The following is a 21014-nucleotide window of genomic DNA, read 5'->3' on the forward strand; positions in this document are numbered from 1 at the left end:
GGGGTGGGGGTCCCCCCTGCTCGAGCGAAGCCGAGAGCTTGGGGGAGTGCCGGGCGTCGCGACGGGGCGAACGTTGCCTGTTGCGGCACTAGGGACGACTCCGGTCCCCAGGGGCCGAAGCCGTCGACCCGCGCACCACCAGCTCCGGCATGAACACGAACTCGCTGTGGGGTGCGGGTGTCCCACCGATCTCCTCCAGCAACGTGCGCACCGCCGCCTGCCCCATCGCCGGGACCGGCTTGCGGATCGTCGTCAGCGGCGGGTCCGTGAACGCGATGAGCGGCGAGTCGTCGAAGCCCACCACCGAGATGTCCGTGGGGACTTCCAGGCCCCGCTGCCGCGCCGCCCGTATCGCCCCGAGCGCCATCATGTCGCTCGCGCACACCACCGCCGTGCAGTCCCGGTCGATCAGCGCGGACGCCGCCGCCTGACCACCCTCCAGGGTGTACAGCGAATGCTGGATCAGCCGGGACTCGATGTCCTCCACGGTCAGCCCGAGCTGCTCCTGCATGGTGCGCACGAAACCCTCGATCTTGCGCTGCACCGGCACGAACCGCTTGGGACCGAGCGCGAGTCCGATCCGGGTGTGCCCGAGGGACACCAGATGCGTCACCGCGAGGGCCATCGCGGCCCGGTCGTCGGGGGAGATGAACGGCGCCTGCACCTTCGGCGAGAAGCCGTCCACCAGCACGTACGGCACGCCCTGGGCGCGCAGCCGCTCGTAGCGCTGCATGTCGGCGTTGGTGTCCGCGTGCAGCCCGGAGACGTAGATGATCCCGGCGACCCCGCGGTCCACGAGCATCTCCGTCAGCTCGTCCTCGGTGGAGCCGCCCGGCGTCTGCGTCGCCAGCACCGGTGTGTACCCCTGCCGGGTCAGGGCCTGGCCGATGACCTGGGCCAGGGCGGGGAATATCGGGTTCTCCAGCTCCGGGGTGATCAGGCCCACCAGCCCCTCGCTGCGCTGCCGCAGCCGGACCGGGCGCTCGTAGCCGAGCACGTCGAGAGCGGCCAGCACGGACTGGCGGGTGGTCGCCGCGACGCCCGGCTTTCCGTTCAGGACACGGCTCACGGTCGCCTCGCTGACCCCCGCCTGCGCCGCGATGTCGGCAAGCCGTGTGGTCACGCCACTGGACTGTACCGGCCGCCTGTCCGCTTGCCCACCAAAGGGACGCCGGGCCCGGGCGGTTGAACGCCCCGCTGCGGGTTGCTGCGACATCGCGCTCCCTCGTGTTCTGTTTCGGCGTCCGGTCCGCAACGGGATGATTCCCGCGCCGGTGACGTGTGGCAAGAGCTTGCAGAGTCTTGCACAAGTGTCCGTGGTCCCGCGGAGCAGCCGCAAACACAGGTCTATGGGCTCTCACAGCGAGGTCACGGCGCGGTAACCATTGTCGCTTCTTTCATTTTTTTGCTGCAAGGTCTTTCGCGGCGATTGCATCGCTGTTACGTTCACCGTCGCCCGGCGGCCGCAAGGAAGCAGTCGGCAGTCGGCAGGGGCGGCAGACGGGGCCGCCACCTGTAGCACTCGGGCTTTCACCCTCAAGGAGAACTCATGCGGCGTGGCATAGCGGCCACCGCGCTGGTGGCGTCCGTCGCCCTCGCGGCGACGGCCTGCGGCGGAAGTGACGGCGGCAGCGGCAAGTCCGACGGCCCGGTCACCATCACCTGGTGGGACACCTCCAACGCCACCAATGAGGCGCCGACGTACCAGGCGCTGGTCAAGGACTTCGAGAAGGCCAACCCGACCGTCAAGGTCAAGTACGTCAACGTCCCCTTCGACCAGGCGCAGAACAAGTTCGACACCGCCGCAGGCTCCAAGGGCGCCCCCGATGTGCTGCGCTCCGAGGTCGGCTGGACCCCCGCCTTCGCCAAGAAGGGCTACTTCCTGCCGCTGGACGGCACCGAGGCCCTCGCCGACCAGAGCAAGTTCCAGCCCAGCCTGATCAAGCAGGCCCAGTACGACGGCAAGACCTACGGCGTGCCGCTGGTCACCGACACCCTCGCCCTGGTCTACAACAAGGCCCTGTTCAAGAAGGCCGGCATCACCGAGGCCCCCAAGACCTGGGACGAGCTGAAGTCCGACGCCGCGAAGGTCAAGGACAAGACCGGCGCCGACGGCTACTGGGGCTCCACCCAGTCCTACTACGCCCAGACCTTCCTCTACGGCGAGGGCACCGACACCGTCGACGCCGGCGCCAAGAAGATCACCGTGAACTCGGCCGCCGCGAAGAAGGCGTACGGCACCTGGCTGAGCACGTTCTCCGGCAAGGGCCTGCACAAGGCCGACACCACCGCCGACGCCTACGCCCACATCCAGGACGCGTTCGTCAACGGCAAGGTCGCCGCCATCATCCAGGGCCCGTGGGAGATCACGAACTTCTACAAGGGCTCCGCCTTCAGCGACAAGTCCAACCTCGGGATCGCCACCGTCCCGGCCGGCTCCACCGGCAAGGCGGGCGCCCCGACCGGCGGCCACAACCTCTCCGTCTACGCCGGCTCCGACAAGGCCCACCAGGAAGCGGCGCTGAAGCTCGTCAACTTCATGACCTCGGCGAAGTCCCAGGAGACCATCGCCCTGAAGAACTCCACGCTGCCCACGCGTGACGACGCCTACACCGCGCAGGTCAAGGCCGACCCCGGCATCGCCGGCTACCAGTCGGTCCTGTCCGCCGCCCAGCCGCGCCCGGCGCTGCCGGAGTACAGCTCGCTGTGGGGCCCGCTCGACACCGAGCTGCCCAAGATCGCGGGCGGTAAGGAATCGCTGGACAAGGGCCTGAGCAACGCGGAACTCGCGATCGCCAAGCTGGTCCCCGACTTCAGCAAGTGAGCCGCCGTGGCCGCCGGATCCCCCTGGGGGGAGGGATCCGGCGGCCACCGGCCTGTGCTCAGGCCACCCCTTGATCTGCAGACCTCCAAGAAGGTTGTCGAACCATGACAGTCGCCATCGACCGAGCGACCGGCAAGCGGCGCGGTGAGCCGGGACCGCGTCCCGGCCTGGGCCGGCGCATCAGATACGGCTACCAGAAGCACTGGTACGCCTACGCGATGATCGCACCGGTGGCGATCGTGCTCGGCGTCCTCGTGCTGTACCCGCTGGTGTACGGCCTCTACCTCACGCTCACCGACGCCAACAGCCTCAACACCGCCCGCACGATCGGCGTCAACCACATCGACGCCACGTACAAGTTCATCGGGCTCGACAACTACAAGGACATCCTGTTCGGCCCGACCTCCTACGACCGCTTCTGGTCGCACTTCATCTGGACCATCGTGTGGACCGCGCTGTGCGTGACACTCCACTACACGATCGGGCTCGGACTGGCCCTGCTACTCAACCAGAAGCTGCGGGGGCGGACCTTCTACCGGCTGATGCTGATCCTGCCGTGGGCCGTGCCCACCTTCGTCACCGTCTTCGGCTGGCGCTTCATGCTCGCGGACGGCGGCATCATCAACTCGGCACTGCACGCCCTGCACCTGCCGACGCCGTCGTGGCTCGAGGACACCTTCTGGCAGCGGTTCGCCGCGATCATGGTCAACACCTGGTGCGGTGTGCCGTTCATGATGGTCTCGCTGCTCGGCGGCCTGCAGTCCATCGACGCCTCCCTGTACGAAGCCGCCGAGATGGACGGCGCGAACGCATGGCAGCGGTTCCGGTACGTCACCCTTCCGGGTCTGAGGTCCGTCAGCTCCACCGTGGTCCTGCTCGGCATCATCTGGACCTTCAACCAGTTCGCCGTCATCTTCCTGCTGTTCGGCAACACCGCCCCCGACGCCCAGATCCTCGTCACCTGGGCGTACTACCTGGGCTTCGGACAGCAGCCGCGTGACTTCGCGCAGTCGGCGGCCTACGGCATCCTGCTGCTGGCCATCCTGATCGTCTTCACCTCGTTCTACCGCCGCTGGCTGAACCGCAACGAGCAGCAGCTCGCGATCTGAGGCAGGAGTCCCCATGAGTACGACCACCGTCGAGACCTCCGTCGCGGTGACCGAGGCCGGTCCGGCGGGCGCCGCCCGCACACCCCGCTCCCGTGGTGAGCGCGGCCTCGTCGCGTCCCTCGCCTCCCACGGCATCCTGATCGTCGGGAGCGTCGTGGCGCTCTTCCCGGTCGCCTGGCTGATGTTCCTGTCCCTCGGACCGGACAAGGACGACTACCTGCACCCGGGCGGCATCTGGAAGAAGATGACGTTCGAGAACTACTCGTTCGTCCTCCAGCACACGGGCTTCTTCGACTGGCTGAAGAGCTCCCTGATCGTCTCGCTCGGCACCACGGTGCTCGGCGTCCTGGTCGCCGCGACCACCGGGTACGCGGTCTCCCGCATGCGCTTCCCGGGCTACCGGAAGTTCATGTGGGTGCTCCTGGTCACCCAGATGTTCCCGGTAGCCGTTCTCATGGTGCCGATGTACCAGATCCTGGCCGACCTGCAGCTCATCGACAACTACTTCGGCCTGATCCTGGTGTACTGCTCGACGGCGGTGCCGTACTGCGCCTGGCTGCTGAAGGGCTACTTCGACACCATCCCGTTCGAGATCGACGAGGCGGGACGCGTCGACGGGCTGACCCCCTTCGGCACGTTCGCACGGCTGATCCTGCCGCTCGCCAAGCCGGGCCTCGCGGTCGCCGCCTTCTACAGCTTCATCACCGCGTTCGGCGAGGTCGCCTTCGCCACCACCTTCATGCTGGACGACAAGAAGTACACGCTCGCCGTCGGCCTCCAGAGCTTCATCAGCGAGCACGACGCCCAGCGCAACCTGATGGCCGCCACCGCGGTGCTGATCGCGATACCCGTGTCGGCGTTCTTCTACCTGGTGCAGAAGAACCTGGTGACCGGCCTCACCGCGGGCGGCACGAAGGGCTGAGCCCCGCCTCGCCAACAACGGCTCCCGCGCGCCTGTCCGCGCGGGTGGCGGCCGCGGTGTCCTCCCCCGAGCCCTTCGAGCAGGGGGGACTCCCAGACCCCGCTGTCACCGCGGCCGCCTCGTCAACCTGCCCGCCGTACCCATGCCCATGACCCGAAGCATCCCTCCCCCACTCTCGACTTCGCTCGAGCGGAGGGACCCCCATCGCATCAAGGACGCCATGAGCCAGCACTCCGCCGACCCGGCCCCGAACACCGCCCTCGCCACCGTCGCCAAGCGCCGCGACTGGTGGCGGGACGCGGTGATCTACCAGGTCTATCCGCGCAGCTTCGCCGACAGCAACGGCGACGGCATGGGTGACCTGGAGGGCGTACGTTCCCGACTTCCGTATCTGCGCGACCTCGGCGTGGACGCCGTGTGGCTCAGCCCCTTCTACGCCTCGCCGCAGGCCGACGCCGGCTACGACGTCGCGGACTACCGTGCCGTCGACCCCATGTTCGGCAACCTGCTGGACGCGGACGCGCTGATCCGCGACGCCCACGAGCTGGGCCTGCGCGTCATCGTCGACCTGGTCCCCAACCACTCCTCCGACCAGCACGAGTGGTTCAAGCGGGCGGTCGCCGAAGGCCCCGGCTCGCCGCTGAGGGACCGCTACCACTTCCGCCCCGGAAAGGGCGAGAACGGCGAACTCCCGCCCAACGACTGGGAGTCCATCTTCGGCGGCCCGGCCTGGACCAGGGTCCCGGACGGCGAGTGGTACCTGCACCTCTTCGCCCCCGAACAGCCCGACTTCAACTGGAACCACCCGGCCGTCGGCGACGAGTTCCGCTCGATCCTCCGCTTCTGGCTGGACATGGGCGTCGACGGCTTCCGCATCGACGTCGCCCACGGCCTGGTGAAGGCCGACGGCCTGCCCGACCTGGGCACCCACGACCAGCTCAAGCTGCTGGGCAACGATGTCATGCCGTTCTTCGACCAGGACGGCGTGCACGAGATCTACCGCGAGTGGCGCACGATCCTCGACGAGTACACGGGGGACCGAGTCTTCGTCGCCGAGGCGTGGACCCCGACCATCGAGCGCACCGCGAACTACGTCCGCCCGGACGAACTGCACCAGGCATTCAACTTCCAGTACCTGAGCAGCCACTGGAACGCGGGCGAACTGCGCGATGTCATCGACCGCACCCTCGACGCGATGCGCCCGGTCGGCGCCCCCGCCACCTGGGTCCTGTCCAACCACGACGTGACCCGGCACGCCACCCGCTTCGCCCACGACGCGGCCCTCGGCACCCAGATCCGCGAGGCGGGCGACCGCGAACTGGGTCTCAGGCGGGCGAGGGCGGCGACCCTGCTGATGCTGGCACTGCCGGGATCGGCGTACGTCTACCAGGGCGAGGAACTGGGCCTCCCGGACGTCGTGGACCTCCCCGACGAGGTCCGCCAGGACCCCGCCTACTTCCGGGGCGCCGGCCAGGACGGCTTCCGCGACGGCTGCCGGGTCCCGATCCCGTGGACGCGCACGGGTACGTCGTACGGCTTCGGCGCCGGCGGCAGCTGGCTCCCGCAGCCGGAGAACTGGGGCGAGTTGAGCGTGGAGGCCCAGCAGGGCGTCCCCGACTCCACCCTGGAGCTGTACCGCACGGCGCTCGCGGCCCGCCGCACCCACGCCGACCTGGGCGCGGGCGACGCGGTGGAGTGGCTGAAGGCCCCCGAGGGCGTCCTCGCCTTCCGCCGCGGCGACTTCGTCTGCGTGGCGAACACGACGGGCGAGGCGGTGACGATCCCGGCGTACGGGCGCGTGCTGGTCGCGAGCTCCGAGGTGACGGTCGCGGAGGCGGAGGCGAAACTGCCGTCGGACACGACGGTGTGGTGGACGGCTTCCTGACGGTTCCGTCAGGACGTTGCGGGGCCCGCCGTCGCTGGGGACGGCGGGCCCTACGGTTCGCGGGCCAGGAAACTGGCGACCGTCCTCTTCATACCCTCCGCGGGCTCCTGCACGAGTCGCGCGGTGACGACGAATCCCGCCTCTCCCAGCAGCTCGGCGATCCGGTCCGGCGGCAGCAGATGGGACTCGTGGGACACCGGGTGGCCGCCGTAGGCCTGTGCGTGACGCACATGCTCATGGTTCCCCACATGGCCGACGAGCAGCAGATGTCCTCCGGGAGCGAGGACGCGGTGGGATTCGGCGTACACGACCGGCAGCAACTCCGGCGGAGTGTGGTGCGTGGAGTAGTAGGCGAGGACGCCCCCGAGCTCACCGTCGCCGACCTCCAGCGCGGTCATCGAGTCCACCGTGAACCGCAGGTTCGGATAGGCCTGCGGAGCCAGTTCGATCATCCTCGCGACACGTCGACACCGAAGACCGGTACCTCCAGCGTGGCCAGATGCGCCGTCACCTTGCCGGGCCCGCAGCCCAGGTCCGCGACCGGCCCCCGCCCGGCGCTCCGCACGACCTCGGTGAACGCGGCCAGCATCGCACGGGACAAGGGGTCGGGATCGGCGGGGTCCTTCACGCGTGCGGCATAGTCGGCCGCGACGGTGTCGTACGACTCCCGGACGGCTGCGAGGTAAGAGGGCTCGGTCATGCGGGGAATCCAGAGCAGGTCACTGACAGGTCGGCACGCTCTGCCGGTCCGGCGCCTTTCGCTTGGGTGACAGGGGCATGTCCGTAGGGTTGACCGCCGGGGGCGGGGCTCGTACGGTCTGCTGCACTGCAAGTAGTTGAAAACTTGCAGCAATTCCCTTCAGGGGGTCTCGGTGCCCTCCCACAGGCCCTCGCCTCAGCAGATCCTTCAACGGAGAAGGAACCCCCACATGTCCAGCAGAACGCTCTCCGGCGCCCTCGCCCTCGTGGCGGCCGCGTCGGTCGCACTCGCCGCCCCCGCCGGGACCGCCCACGCCTCCCCACCCGGCACCAAGGACGTCACCGCCGTCCTCTTCGAGTGGAACTTCGCCTCGGTCGCCAAGGAGTGCACCAACACCCTCGGCCCGGGCGGCTACGGCTACGTCCAGGTCTCCCCGCCCGCCGAGCACATACAGGGCTCCCAGTGGTGGACGTCGTACCAGCCGGTCAGCTACCGGATCGCGGGCCGTCTCGGCGACCGCACGGCCTTTCAGAACATGGTCAAGACCTGCCACGCGGCGGGTGTGAAGGTCGTCGTCGACACCGTCGTCAACCACATGTCGGCCGGCAGCGGCACCGGCACGGGCGGCTCCTCCTACACGAAGTACGACTATCCCGGCCTGTACACGTACGCCGACTTCGACGACTGCACCGCCCAGGTCACCAACTACCAGGACCGCTGGAACGTCCAGCACTGCGAACTCGTGGGCCTCGCCGATCTGGACACCGGCGAGGAGCACGTCCGCAGCACGATCGCCGGCTACATGAACGACCTGCTCGGCCTGGGCGTCGACGGCTTCCGCATCGACGCCGCCAAGCACATCCCGGCGGACGACCTGGCCAACATCAAGTCGAGGCTGACCAACCCGTCCGCGTACTGGAAGCAGGAGGTCATCTACGGCGCCGGCGAGGCGGTCCAGCCGACCGAGTACACCGGCAACGGCGACGTCCAGGAATTCCGCTACGCCTACGACCTCAAGCGGGTCTTCAACAGCGAGAAGCTCGCCTATCTGAGCAACTTCGGTGAGCCCTGGGGCTACCTGAGCAGCTCGGTCGCCGGGGTCTTCGTGGACAACCACGACACCGAGCGCAACGGCTCGACCCTCAACTACAAGGACGGCGCCAACTACACGCTGGCGAACGTCTTCATGCTCGCCTGGCCGTACGGCGCGCCCGACATCAACTCCGGCTACGAGTGGTCCGACGCGGACGCCGGCCCGCCGAACGGGGGACAGGTCAACGCCTGCTGGCAGGACGGCTGGAAGTGCCAGCACGCGTGGCCGGAGATCAAGTCGATGGTCGCCTTCCGCAACGCCACGCGCGGCCAGGCGGTCACCAAGTGGTGGGACGACGGCAACAACCTCATCGCCTTCGGCCGCGGAAGCAAGGGCTATGTGGTGATCAACCATGAGAGCGCGACGGCCGACCGCTGGTTCGAGACGTCTCTGCCGCCCGGCACGTACTGCGATGTGCAGGGCAACAGGACCGTGACGGTGAACAGCAGCGGCTGGTTCCAGGCATCGGTCGGCCCGAACACGGCGCTCGCCCTCTACGCGGGCAAGTCCAGCTGCTGAGCCGGCACTTCCCGAGGGGCCCGCTGCCCGCCGTATGCGTGGCGGCGGGCCCCTGTGGATGCAATTCCTTTCTATTGTTTTCAAGTCTCTTGCTGTAAACCTTGCGTGAGCGATACGGTCACGCCGGCGCCCGGCGACGAAGCCGTCCCGCGGCGTAGGGGCCGGACCCACCTGAGCCGTACACGCAAGGAGTTCACACCTGTGATACCGAGATGGCCGGCGCCCCGCACGCCGGAGCCGCAGGGGCGCGCCGGTGTTGAGGAGGCGAGCGCGCGGAGGCCCGAAGGGCTGGGCACGATCGTCGCCTCAACACCGGCTGTGGCGCCCCGGAGGCGGAAGCAGACAAGCAAGCGCCGCACCCCGTACCGGAGAAGGGTCGCGGCCACCGTCGTCGCCGCGCTCGCCGCCGCTCTCCTCCCGCCCCTCGCCGCTCACGCCGCCCCCCCGCCGGCGCCCCCGTCCGACGCGAAGCTCGCCGCGCAGCCCGCGCGGCACGGTGACACCCGCGAGCAGTTCTACTTCGTCATGCCGGACCGTTTCGCCAACGGGGACCCCTCCAACGACCGCGGCGGGCTCACCGGCTCACGTCTGGCCACCGGCTACGACCCCACCGACAAGGGCTTCTACCAGGGCGGCGACCTCAAGGGCCTGACCGACCGGCTCGACTACATCAAGGGGCTCGGCACCACCGCCATCTGGATGGCGCCGATCTTCAAGAACCAGCCGGTCCAGGGAACGGGCGCGAACGCTTCGGCCGGGTACCACGGGTACTGGGTCACCGACTTCACCCAGGTCGACCCGCACTTCGGCACCAACAAGGACCTGACGACCCTCATCTCCAAGGCGCACGCCAAGGGCATGAAGGTCTTCTTCGACGTCATCACCAACCACACCGCCGACGTCGTCGACTATGCGGAGAAGTCCTACGACTACCTCTCCAAGGGCGCCTTCCCGTACCTGACCAAGGACGGCCGGCCCTTCGACGACGCCGAGTACGCCGACGGCACCCGGCGTTTCCCGGCCGTGGACGCCGATTCCTTCCCGCGCACCCCGGTCGTTCCCGCCGCCAAGCGGAACCTCAAGGTCCCGTCCTGGCTCAACGACCCGACGATGTACCACAACCGGGGTGACTCGACCTACGCCGGTGAGTCCACCACGTACGGCGACTTCTCCGGCCTGGACGACCTGTGGACCGAGCGTCCCGAGGTCGTCCAGGGCATGGAGAAGATCTACGAGCGCTGGGTGCGGGACTTCGGCGTCGACGGCTTCCGGATCGACACCGTGAAGCACGTGAACATGGAGTTCTGGACGCAGTGGGCGACCGCGCTCGGCCGGTACGCCGCCGCGCACGGCCGCAGGAACTTCTTCATGTTCGGCGAGGTCTACTCCGCCGACACCTCCATCACCTCGCCGTACGTCACCCAGGGCCGTCTCGACGCCACGCTCGACTTCCCCTTCCAGGACGCGGCCCGCACCTACGCCTCCCAGGACGGCAGCGCACAGAAGCTCGCGGACGTCTTCGCCGGCGACTACAAGTACACGACCGGCAAGGCCAACGCCTACGAGCAGGTCACCTTCCTCGGCAACCACGACATGGGGCGCATCGGGTACTTCCTGAAGCAGGACAACCCGAAGGCCACCGACGCCGAACTGCTCGCCAAGGACGAGTTCGCCAACGAGGTGATGTTCCTCAGCCGCGGCAACCCGGTGGTCTACTACGGCGACGAGCAGGGCTTCACCGGCTCCGGCGGCGACAAGGACGCCCGCCAGACCATGTTCGCCTCCAGGGTCGCGGACTACCTGGACGACGACGAGATCGGCACCGACCGTACGCACGCCAGTGACTCGTACGACACCAGTGCGCCGCTCTACAAGGAGATCGCCGCTCTCTCCAAGCTGCGCAAGAACAACCCCGCGCTCATCGACGGCGTCCAGACCCAGCGCTACGCCGCCGACGGCCCCGGTGTCTACGCCTTCTCCCGTACGGGTACGGACGGCACCGAGTACGTCGTCGCCTTCAACAACGCGGACGACGGCAAGACGGCCACCTTCGCCACCGGGTCGGCCGGCATGACCTTCCGCGGCATCCACGGCACCGACGCCTCCCTCACGAGCGACGCCGACAAGAACGTCACCGTCACCGTCCCGGCCCGGTCGGCGGTCGTCTTCAAGGCCGCCGGCCCGCTCGGCGCCCCCGCCGTCGAGCCGGCCCTCACCCTCAAGGCCCCGGACGCGGGCGCCACCGGCACGGTGGAGGTCTCCGCCGACGTCACCGGCGGGCAGCTCGACCGCGTCGTCTTCGCGGCCCAGGTCGGCGACGGCGCCTGGAAGGTCCTGGGCTCCGCCGACCACGCCCCGTACAAGGTCACCCAGACGATCGGCAAGGACGTCCCGGCCGGGACCGCCCTGCGCTACAAGGCGGTCGTCGTCGACTCGGCGGGCCGCACCGCGAGCGCCACGGCCGGCAGCACCACCGGCACCCCGCCCGCCCCGCAGATCCCCACGGCGTCCTCGCGCGACTACGTGATCGTCCACTACAAGCGCGCCGACGGCGACTACGCGAACTGGGGCCTGTACGCCTGGGGCGACATCGCCGACGGCGAGGCGACGACCTGGCCGATGAGCCATCCCTTCGTCGGCCGTGACGCGTACGGCGCCTTCGCCTACGTCAAGCTCAAGCCGGGCGCCTCCGGTGTCGGCTTCCTCGTCATCGACAGGGACGGGAACAAGGACGTCTCCGCCGACCGCAGCGTCGACGTCACCAAGACCGGGGAGGTGTGGGTCGAGCAGGGCAAGGAGGCGGTGCTCACGCAGAGGCCCGGGTACCCGGCGCAGGACACCACCAAGGCCGTCATCCACTACCACCGCGCCGACGGGAACTACGACGGCTGGAGCATCCACGTCTGGACCGGCGCCGCGAACCCCACCGACTGGTCCAGCCCGCTGAAGCCGGTGCGGACCGACGCGTACGGCGCGGTCTTCGAGGTGCCGCTCGCCGCCGGTGCCACCGGCCTCAGCTACATCATCCACAAGGGCGACGAGAAGGACCTCGCCGCCGACCAGTGGCTCGACCTCAAGGCGAACGGCTACGAGGTGTGGCTGCTGAACGGCCAGGAGAAGTACCTGCTGCCGCAGCCCGCGGGAAGCGCGGCGGCCCTCGACCTGGCCACCTCCAAGGCGGTCTGGATCGACCGGGACACGCTCGCCTGGAACGGTGTCGACGGCGCCGTGTCCACCCAGCTCGTCTACTCCCACCACGGCTCGATCACCGTCAAGGACGGGACGCTGACCAGTGACGACGAGCGCTGGCTGCGCCTGACGAGGACGACGCTCTCCGCTGCGCAGAAGGCGAAGTTCCCGTACCTGAAGGACTACACGGCCTGGTCCGTCGACCCGCGCGACCGCGACCGGGTGCGTGAGGCGCTCGGCGGCCAGATCGTGGCCTCGCAGCGGGCCGCGAACGGCGCGGTCCTGGCGGCGACGGGCGTCCAGATCGCCGGAGTCCTCGACGACCTGTACGACGCGACGAAGGCCGGGCTCGGGCCGGTCTTCCACCACGGCCGTCCCACCCTCGCGCTGTGGGCGCCGACGGCCCAGTCGGTGAAACTGGAGCTCGACGGCTCCACCGTCGCCATGAAGCGCGACGACACCACCGGCGTCTGGTCCGTCACCGGCCCGGCCTCCTGGCGGAACAAGCCCTACCGCTACGTTGTGAAGGTGTGGGCGCCCAGCGTCCGGAAGGTCGTCACCAACAAGGTCACCGACCCCTACTCCCTGGCCCTGACCGCCGACTCGAAGCGCAGCCTGATCGTCGACCTGGACGACAAGTCCCTGGCTCCGAGCGGCTGGTCGGCTCTGAAGAAGCCGAAGGCCGTGCCGCTCAGGGACGCGCAGATCCAGGAGCTGCACATCCGCGACTTCTCGGTCGCGGACAGCACCGTGCCGGCCGAGGACCGGGGCACCTACCTGGCCTTCACCGACAGCAACAGCGACGGCTCCAAGCACCTGCGGGAGCTGGCCGGGGCAGGTACCTCGTACGTCCACCTGCTGCCCGCCTTCGACTTCGCGACGGTCCCCGAGAGGAAGTCGGAGCAGGCCACCCCCGGCTGCGACCTCGCCTCCTACGCCCCCGCCTCCGACCGGCAGCAGGGGTGCGTCGCGGCGACCGCCGCGAAGGACGCCTACAACTGGGGCTACGACCCGTACCACTTCACGGTCCCGGAGGGCTCCTACGCCACCGACCCGGACGGCACGGCCCGTACGGTCCAGTTCCGCAGAATGGTCAAGGCGCTCAACGAGGACGGCCTCCGGGTCGTGATGGACGTCGTCTACAACCACACCTCGGCGAGCGGTGAGGCCGACACCTCCGTGCTCGACCAGATCGTGCCCGGCTACTACCAGCGGCTCCTCGCCGACGGCTCGGTGGCCAACTCGACCTGCTGCGCGAACACCGCGCCCGAGAACGCGATGATGGGCAAGCTGGTCGTGGACTCGATCGTCACCTGGGCCAAGGAGTACAAGGTCGACGGGTTCCGCTTCGACCTCATGGGCCACCACCCGAAGGCCAACATCCTGGCGGTCCGGAAGGCCCTCGACGCGCTCACCCCCGCCAAGGACGGTGTCGACGGCAAGAAGATCATTCTGTACGGGGAGGGCTGGAACTTCGGCGAGGTCGCCGACGACGCCCGCTTCGTGCAGGCCACACAGAAGAACATGGCCGGCACCGGTATCGCGACCTTCTCCGACCGCGCCCGCGACGCCGTGCGCGGCGGCAGCCCCTTCGACGCCGACCCCGGCGTCCAGGGCTTCGCGTCCGGGCTGTACACCGACCCCAACTCCTCGCCGGCGAACGGCACCACGGCCGAGCAGAAGGCCCGCCTCCTGCACGACCAGGACCTGATCAAGGTCGGCCTGACCGGCAACCTCGCCAAGTACCGCTTCACCGACTCAGCAGGCAAGGACGTCACCGGGGCCGAGATCGACTACGGCGGCTCACCCGCCGGGTACGCGGACGCGCCCGGCGACGCCCTCGCCTACGCCGACGCGCACGACAACGAGTCGCTGTTCGACGCCCTCGCCTACAAGCTGCCGAAGGACACCTCCGCGGCCGACCGGGCCCGGATGCAGGTGCTCGCCATGGCCACGGCCACCCTCTCGCAGGGCCCGTCCCTCTCCCAGGCCGGCAGCGACCTGCTGCGCTCCAAGTCGCTGGACCGCAACTCCTACGACAGCGGCGACTGGTTCAACGCCGTCCACTGGGACTGCCGGGACGGCAACGGCTTCGGACGGGGGCTGCCGATGGCGGCCGACAACCAGTCCAAGTGGCCGTACGCGGGTCCCCTGCTCACCTCGGTGAAGGTGGGGTGCCAGCAGATCGAGGGCGCCTTTGCCGCCTACCGGGACCTGCTCAGGATCCGGACCACCGAGCCCGTCTTCTCCCTCGCCACCGCCGACCGGGTGCAGTCGCGGCTCTCCTTCCCGCTCTCCGGGAAGGACGAGACGCCCGGCGTGATCACGATGGAGCTGGGTGACCTGGTCGTCGTCTTCAACGCGACGCCGAAGACGCAGCAGCAGACGGTCGCCGCCCTCGCCGGCGAGCACTACGCGCTGCACCCGGTGCAGGCCGCGGGCGCGGACCCTACCGTCAAGACGGCCTCCTACGCGGCGAAATCCGGCACGTTCGCCGTTCCGGGTCGTACTGTCGCGGTCTTCACCCGGGGGACGCGCTAGGACACTAGCGTGGTGGGGCGGACCGGAAGCTCCGGCTCCGCCCCATTTCCCTTCCCGAGCGCCGAGGGGCGGCTCTCTCATGGACGGCAACGGCGAACACACGGGCTCCACCGTGCTGGTGGTCGACGACGCTCCGGCCGGCCGCCATGCCCTGGGCAGCGTGCTGGCCCGGGCCGGCCACCACGTCGTGCCCGTGGCCAGCGGCGGCGAGGCGCTGACCGAACTCCACGCACGGGTACGCGACGGCACCCTGCCCGATGTCGCCCTCGTCGAGGTGGGCCTGCCGGACATGAGCGGCTTCGAACTGTGCCGCAGGCTCAAGTCGTCACCGCCCACCGCCGCCCTGCCGGTCGTGCACTTCTCCGCCGCCTCGGCCGGACCCGGTGTCCGCTGCCGGGGGCTGGACTCCGGCGGCGAGGCGTATCTGTCGGTGCCGGCCGCACCCGAGGAGATCCAGGCCGTCGTACGGGCCGCCGTGCGCGGGGCCCGGATGCGCACCGGTGCGGAGGCGCTGGCGCGACGGCTGACGCTGCTGTCGGAGACGATCGTCTCGGTGCAGGCGGCGGGGTGCATGACGGGACTCGTCCGGGCCGCCGCCGAGGGCACCGCCCGGCTCACCGGTTTCCCCGCGGTCGTCTTCGTGCTCGGCGAGGACGGTGAGCTGTACCGGGGCCTGTCCCGCTCACGCGCGTCCGCCGTTCCTCCCGATGCCGAGGCGCACGACACCGTGGCCCGGCTGATCCGCGGCCTGGCCACCGGGCACACCGGGGCGCGCGGCACCGTGGTGCCGTATCCGCTGTGGCCGGCCGGGCTCCTGGGGCCCGGACACGCCGGGGACGCCCGCGTGGTGGTGACGCGGACCCGGGAGGGCAAACCGGCCGTGTGCCTCGCCGTGCCCGCGCGTGGCCCGGGCGACGAGGGCGACCCGCTGGTCACCCGGCTGGCCCAGGCCACCGCGCTCGCCGCGGACGCCCTGCTCATGTACCAGGTGGAACGCCATGTGGCGCTCACCCTGCAGCACAGCTTCCTGCCCCAGAAGGCGCCCCCGACACGGGGTGTCGAGACGGTCGTCCGCTATGTGCCCGCCTCCCGGCAGACCGAGATCGGGGGTGACTTCTACGCCGCGCTGACCACCGCGGGCGGGGTGCTGACCGCGGTGGGCGACGTCGCCGGGCATTCGCTGGACGCGGCCACCGTCATGGTCGAGATCCGGCACGCGCTGCGCGCCTACTGCCTGGAGGACCCGGACCCGCGGAGCCTGGCCCGGCGGCTGGACCGGCTGCTCCAGCACTACCACGCGGACGTCACCGCGACCGTCTGCCTGGTTCTGGTCGACCCGGACAGCGGGCGCGCGCGCATCGCCAACGCCGGGCACATTCCGCCGCTTGTCGTGCGCGACGACGGCACCGCCGCCTACGCCGCCGCCAAAGGGCCGTTGCTCGGTCTGGGGCTCGACCGGCCCCCGTCCACCGAGACGGTGCTGCGGCCCACCGACCGGCTGCTGATGGTCACCGACGGGCTCATCGAGGACCGCGGCACCGACCTGACCGTATCGATGGAACACTTGCGCAGGGCCGCCGCCGACGCCCCGGCCGGCGTCGCGTCGCTGTGCGACACGCTGCTCGGCTGCTTCGGCCGGGACCGGCAGGACGACATCGCGCTGCTGGCGCTGCGGCTCACCGGCACCGTCTAGGGTGAGCACATCCCGCCGTAGAACAGGAGTGCCCATGCCGCAGATCACCGTCGACTACTCCGCACCGCTTCAGGACGCCTTCGACCGGCGTGCGTTCGCGGTGGCGCTGCACGACCGGGTGGTCGACATCGCGGCCGCGAGGATCGAGGCGTGCAAGACGCAGTTCCGCCGCACCGACGACACCACGGTCGGGGCCGACACCGACGGGCACGCCATCGTGCACGTCACCCTGGGGCTGCTCGCCGGGCGCACCGAGGAGACCAAGGCGAGGCTCACCGAGACCACGCTGGAGCTGCTGCGGCAGCACATCAAGCCCGCCGGGGACCTCGCGCTGCACGCGTCCGCCGAGGTGCGGGACCTGGACGCCTCGTATCGGAAGTTCGAGAGCTGACGAATCCTCAGGACGCCAGGGTGATCAGCCGGGCGACCAGATCGCCGAACGGACCGTCGGCCGGCTCGTCACCGAGCATGCGGCGCAGCAGCGCGCCCATCTCGCCGTCGTAGGCGGCGCTCACCGCCGTCAGCGCCGCCAAGTCGCGCACGAGCTGGGCCTCCAGCTCCCGGCGCGGGATCCGCCGGCCGTCGAGCCAGATCAGTGCCGTGGACTCGACGAGCGAGATCCAGGAGCGGATCACCAGCTCGAGGCGGGCGGGCGGGTTCTGCACCTGCAGGTGCGCAAGGATCTGGACATAGGCGGCCTGCCGCACCGCGTCGACGAGCGCGTTGGTACGGGAGACGGCATCCCTTGAGCGGACTCCGTCCGCGGGGACGGCCGGGCCGCCGCGCATCAGCGCGGAGAAACCGGGGCCGTGGTCGTCGACGAAGTCGAAGAACCGGCGCATCACTCGCAGCAGCCGGGCGCCGAGCGGACCCTCCTGCGGTTCCACGAACCGGGCCGCGAGGTCCTCGGAGGCACGCTTCAACGCGGCCTCGTACAGGCTGAGTTTGCCGGGAAAGTAGTGGTAGACCAGCGGCCGCGAGATACCCGCGGCCGACGCTATCTCGTCGATGGAGACGTCGTCGGGGGAGCGCTGGCTGAACAGTTCCAGCGCGACGCCGATCAACTGCTGCCGCCGCTCCTCGACTCCCAGTCTGCGGCGTACCCCGGTTGTCATGCGAACACCTTACCGATCGAATCCAGCCGCGCAGGGCTCCGAACGCCAGCAGTTGTTCACATCTCAATCACAGGTCTCTCACCGAACGGGCGCAGCACACGGACCCGGTGCCGAGTCACCGCAATGCGCCGATCGTCCTACCGTCCTTCAGCGTCCCCTTCAACCGCGCCTCCGCTCCCTGCTTTGCGCGCACGGTCAGCAGCCGGGCTTCCGCCGACCCGTTCACCCCGCCCGTCGCCCGGATCGACTTGGTGTCCTCGGCCCCGGCGGCCAGCAGATACCAGTCGCCCTTCGCCGACTTCCACAGCACCCCCGCCAGCACATGGGGATCCTTCGCACCGCACGCCGGCACGTCCTCGGCCTGCGCCGCGACCGCCCCGGAGGCCCCGCCCGGCGTGTGGAACTGCGCCTGCACCTGGGCGCCGTCACCCCGCCACGTGTCCGCCCGCGTGCACACCCAGCTCGCGTCCCCGGCGGCGTCCGGCAGCGCCTGCCGCGCGTACTCCCACGCGTTCACCGACCTCACACCCTGCGACCGCACCACCGCCATCGAGCAGGCGAGGGGCGCCCACGCGCGCAGCGCCGTCGCCCCGGAAACCTCCCCCGGCGCGCCCGGCCGGCCCACGGTCAGGTGCGCCGGCACCAGCTCGCCGAGGTCGGTCAGCAGCCGCGTGCCCGAGCCGCCGGTCAGCTGCAGCACGTTCCACGACGAGCACGAGCCGGTCTGCTGCGCCGGACTCGCCAGCGGCGCGGTCACCCCGCCGGTCAGGCGGAGGTCCATCGTCCCCGCCGTCGGCTTGCGCAGGTCCCGCTCGACGGCACCGGTCACCCAAGGGGCCGTCAGATAGCGGACGTTGCCGTCGGCGCGGTCCAGCACCACCGCGTCCGTCTCGGCTCCGCCCGCCCCGTCGACCCGGGCGAAGTCGAGCGCGGCCCCGCGGGAGCCGTCCTTCGGCTCGGCGTAGCGCACGATGCGCAGACCGTCGTAGAAGACCACCACGCGCGTGGTGTCGACCTGCCCCGCGTACAGCAGCCGCGGCGGACCGGGCGGAGCGCCCGAGGGGGTGCCCGGGGTCATCGAGACCCGGACGGAGTCACCGGGCCGCGCCCAGGCGGTGAGCGCGCGCCGCAGCAGCGCCCGGTCGCGGGTGAGGGCACCGCGCGCGGGCCACACGGAGAAGTCGGTGCGCGCCGAGGTCTTCCAGGCGGCGGGCGGCACCGTCGTCAACCGGGCCGGGTCCAGGGCGACCTGCGCGGCCGGGTTCATCGCGTTCGAGGGGGCGGCCGCGTCGTCCGCGCCCCAGCCGCCGCCGGGCAGCGCGAGCAGCGCTCCGCACACCGCGACGGCCGCCGCCGCGGCGAGCGTCGCCTTCGCGTGCCGGCGGCGCCGCATCAGGTCGGTGGGGCGGGCCTGAAGGGAGCACGGGTCGAACTCGGGGGAGTCCAGCAGCGCGTCCTGCGCGCGCACTTTCTTCGCCTGCCGGACTGCGGACGCCGGGTCCGTGACGCCCGCCGCGGCGAGCACCTTGCGCACCTCGTCGTCGGGGAGCTTCTCCAGGCCGCGCAGGACGTAGGCGGCGCGGGCCGGGCCGGAGAGCGCCGACAGCCGCTGGTCCAGGGCGAGTTCGTCGGCGCCGCCCGAGCGCGGGAAGAGCTTCAGACCCCACACCTGCGGCAGCAGCGGCGGCAGCTGGGAGCGCTTCGGCCAGGCGGCGCGCCGCAGCGGCGCTCCCGCCTCCAGTGCCGTGCGCACCACCCGGAGGCGGACGAAGGAGTACCCGGGGTCGCCGTCGCAGCCCGTCGCCTGGGCCGGGATCACCGACGCGGCGGCACGCCCGTGGGGCAGCGCCCGCTGGGCGAGGGCGTGCGCGGTCAGCACCCGCCGGGTGCGGCCGAGGCCCGGCGGCAGCACCAGATAGGCGAGCCGGACGAGCCGGGGGTAGTGCTCGACGAGCGCGGCCTCGGCCTGCTCGACGTCGACGACCGGTCCGGAGGTCGGAGTTGGGCGCGGGGCGACATCCTGTGGCTGCACGTCCGGCAAAACGAGCGAGACGGAGGTTGGTCACCGGGACGCCGGCCCGGCTCGCCGGCACCGCGGCAACGCGGTGGTGAGCGGCAGCAGCCCGCCCGCTGCCGCGATGGCGGAGCCGTGCCGGCGCCGGGACGGCCCCGTGTGCCGCGCCAGGAGGGCGATCAGCCGCGTACGAGCAGGACCCGCCGCACTCCGCTGATCGGGGCGTGGCTGCCCCGGCGAGCTCAGTTCCCGGGTTCGACCAGCAGCCGCGCGTAGTTCGCCATCGACCGCTGGTAGCGCGGCAGATGGGGGGCGAGCGCGCCGAGGACCAGAGCGAGGCCCTCACGGTCGCGGCCCAGGCTCGACAGGCACAGGGCCAGAGTGGCGCGTACCGCGTCGTCCAACTCGTCCGACGGCCCGTCGAGCTCCGGGGCCAGCAGCTTGACGCCCTCCTCCGGCTGCCCGATGTTCCTGAGCGAGCTGGCCAGCTGGATTCTGGCCCGGCGACCGCGGTAGCCGTCGAGGCCGCGCGCCAGCGCCTCGCGGTACAGCGGCACCGCCTGGTCCGGGTGGCCCGTCGAGTCCCAGGCGCAGGCCCGTTCGAACGGCCCGAGCGGGCTGTCGTCGGGCAGTTCGGCGGCGAGCGTGTCGATCAAGGCCCGGAAGTCGGCGCCCGTAGCGGAGCTGCCGATGGATGCAGTGGTTCCGGCGTGATTGTCGAAGCCCGCCCAGGCGGCGGCCAGGCGCTCCTCCCAGTCCGGTGTGCTCATCCATCCCCCTCGTCACGAGTACCGACGGCACACTGTCGCACAGATGTGCCGCCATTGAGCACCGGACGCACCACAGCCGTACGGAAGGGCAGGGCCCCTCGCCGGGGCTCCCAGCGGCATGGCCCGAAGGACCGGAGGAACACATGAGGTGGACGCGCGAGAAGCTGGCGGCCGGTGCTGTCGTCGCCCTGCTGGTGCTGACCGGCTGCGGCGGATCGGGCGGGTCGTCCGGGGCCGCCCAGGACCAGGTCCCGGCGGCGGCGACCGGCAGCCTCGAGGACCTGGCGGCGGACGTGAACTGCAAGCCGAACATCCAGACGGACGCCGACGAGATCCGTCAGGCCATCTGCACCAACTCCGACGGCAAGTTCGTGCTCGCCACCTTCGCCACCGACCGCGGCCAGCGTGAGTGGATCAACGATGCCAAGGACTACGGCGGTTACTACCTCGTGGGCCGCAAGTGGGTCGCCGTCGGCGACGACGGAGTGGTCAAGGCGCTGCGCGGCAAGCTCGGCGGCGATGTCGAGGTGGGCGCCGACCACCACTCCCACGCCGGTCACAGCGGCTGAGCCGGGCCCGGCGGCACACGAAGAAGGCCGGTGGCGGGAGATCCCGCCACCGGCCTTCTTCAGTGGCTCAC

Annotated in this window: 13 protein-coding genes and 1 pseudogene; 9 read left to right on the top strand and 5 right to left on the bottom strand. The window is 70.5% G+C overall.

The window, feature by feature from the left end:
* Positions 1-88: 88 nt before the first annotated feature.
* Positions 89-1123 carry a LacI family DNA-binding transcriptional regulator gene (locus AB0N14_RS35520; RefSeq protein WP_366029825.1) on the bottom strand — a complete coding sequence of 345 codons (1035 nt, stop codon included), beginning with the start codon at positions 1121-1123 and terminating at the stop codon, positions 89-91.
* A 426-nt stretch (positions 1124-1549) separates the two neighbouring features.
* On the opposite strand from AB0N14_RS35520, the gene AB0N14_RS35525 reads away from it, so the two are divergent.
* The 4 genes from AB0N14_RS35525 to AB0N14_RS35540 all read left to right on the top strand — a co-directional run bounded on the left by AB0N14_RS35525 (position 1550) and on the right by AB0N14_RS35540 (position 6740).
* Complete coding sequence (locus AB0N14_RS35525; protein WP_366029826.1) at positions 1550-2824, top strand: extracellular solute-binding protein; 1275 nt, start codon at positions 1550-1552, stop codon at positions 2822-2824.
* Positions 2825-2928: 104 nt separating this feature from the next.
* Positions 2929-3933 (top strand): sugar ABC transporter permease, encoded by a 1005-nt coding sequence (locus AB0N14_RS35530; RefSeq protein ID WP_366029827.1) that lies wholly within the window; start codon positions 2929-2931, stop codon positions 3931-3933.
* 13 nt (positions 3934-3946) lie between these two features.
* Positions 3947-4855 carry an ABC transporter permease subunit gene (locus AB0N14_RS35535; protein WP_366029828.1) on the top strand — a complete coding sequence of 303 codons (909 nt, stop codon included), beginning with the start codon at positions 3947-3949 and terminating at the stop codon, positions 4853-4855.
* A 220-nt stretch (positions 4856-5075) separates the two neighbouring features.
* Positions 5076-6740, top strand: coding sequence for a glycoside hydrolase family 13 protein (locus AB0N14_RS35540; RefSeq protein ID WP_366029829.1), 1665 nt, complete (start codon positions 5076-5078; stop codon positions 6738-6740).
* 50 nt (positions 6741-6790) lie between these two features.
* Here the strand turns inward: AB0N14_RS35540 and AB0N14_RS35545 are convergent.
* A pseudogene (locus AB0N14_RS35545) lies at positions 6791-7440 on the bottom strand (methyltransferase domain-containing protein).
* A gap of 229 nt (positions 7441-7669) precedes the next feature.
* Here AB0N14_RS35545 and AB0N14_RS35550 point away from each other — a divergent pair.
* The 4 genes from AB0N14_RS35550 (at position 7670) to AB0N14_RS35565 (ending at position 16866) form a co-directional block, all read left to right on the top strand.
* Positions 7670-9052, top strand: coding sequence for an alpha-amylase family protein (locus tag AB0N14_RS35550; RefSeq protein ID WP_366029830.1), 1383 nt, complete (start codon positions 7670-7672; stop codon positions 9050-9052).
* Positions 9053-9370: 318 nt separating this feature from the next.
* Positions 9371-14782, top strand: coding sequence for a pullulanase-type alpha-1,6-glucosidase (gene pulA, locus AB0N14_RS35555; RefSeq protein ID WP_366029851.1), 5412 nt, complete (start codon positions 9371-9373; stop codon positions 14780-14782).
* A 79-nt stretch (positions 14783-14861) separates the two neighbouring features.
* A complete protein-coding gene (locus AB0N14_RS35560) occupies positions 14862-16475 on the top strand; it encodes a fused response regulator/phosphatase (protein ID WP_366029831.1) in 1614 nt (537 codons plus the stop codon).
* A gap of 34 nt (positions 16476-16509) precedes the next feature.
* Entirely contained in the window at positions 16510-16866 is a 357-nt protein-coding gene (locus AB0N14_RS35565; protein ID WP_366029832.1) for an isomerase, read from the top strand.
* Between the two features lie 7 nt (positions 16867-16873).
* Here the strand turns inward: AB0N14_RS35565 and AB0N14_RS35570 are convergent, their stop codons facing one another.
* The 3 genes from AB0N14_RS35570 to AB0N14_RS35580 form a co-directional block, all read right to left on the bottom strand.
* Positions 16874-17590 carry a TetR/AcrR family transcriptional regulator gene (locus AB0N14_RS35570; protein WP_366029833.1) on the bottom strand — a complete coding sequence of 239 codons (717 nt, stop codon included), beginning with the start codon at positions 17588-17590 and terminating at the stop codon, positions 16874-16876.
* Between the two features lie 115 nt (positions 17591-17705).
* Positions 17706-19622, bottom strand: coding sequence for a hypothetical protein (locus AB0N14_RS35575; RefSeq protein WP_366029834.1), 1917 nt, complete (start codon positions 19620-19622; stop codon positions 17706-17708).
* A gap of 224 nt (positions 19623-19846) precedes the next feature.
* Positions 19847-20374: a tetratricopeptide repeat protein gene (locus AB0N14_RS35580; protein ID WP_366029835.1), complete on the bottom strand. Its 528-nt coding sequence runs from the start codon at positions 20372-20374 to the stop codon at positions 19847-19849.
* Between the two features lie 143 nt (positions 20375-20517).
* On the opposite strand from AB0N14_RS35580, the gene AB0N14_RS35585 reads away from it, so the two are divergent.
* Positions 20518-20943, top strand: coding sequence for a hypothetical protein (locus tag AB0N14_RS35585; RefSeq protein ID WP_200417050.1), 426 nt, complete (start codon positions 20518-20520; stop codon positions 20941-20943).
* Positions 20944-21014 lie beyond the last annotated feature (71 nt).

The sequence above is a fragment of the Streptomyces sp. NPDC051104 genome (assembly GCF_040682835.1).
In the GTDB taxonomy this organism is placed as follows: domain Bacteria; phylum Actinomycetota; class Actinomycetes; order Streptomycetales; family Streptomycetaceae; genus Streptomyces; species Streptomyces cynarae.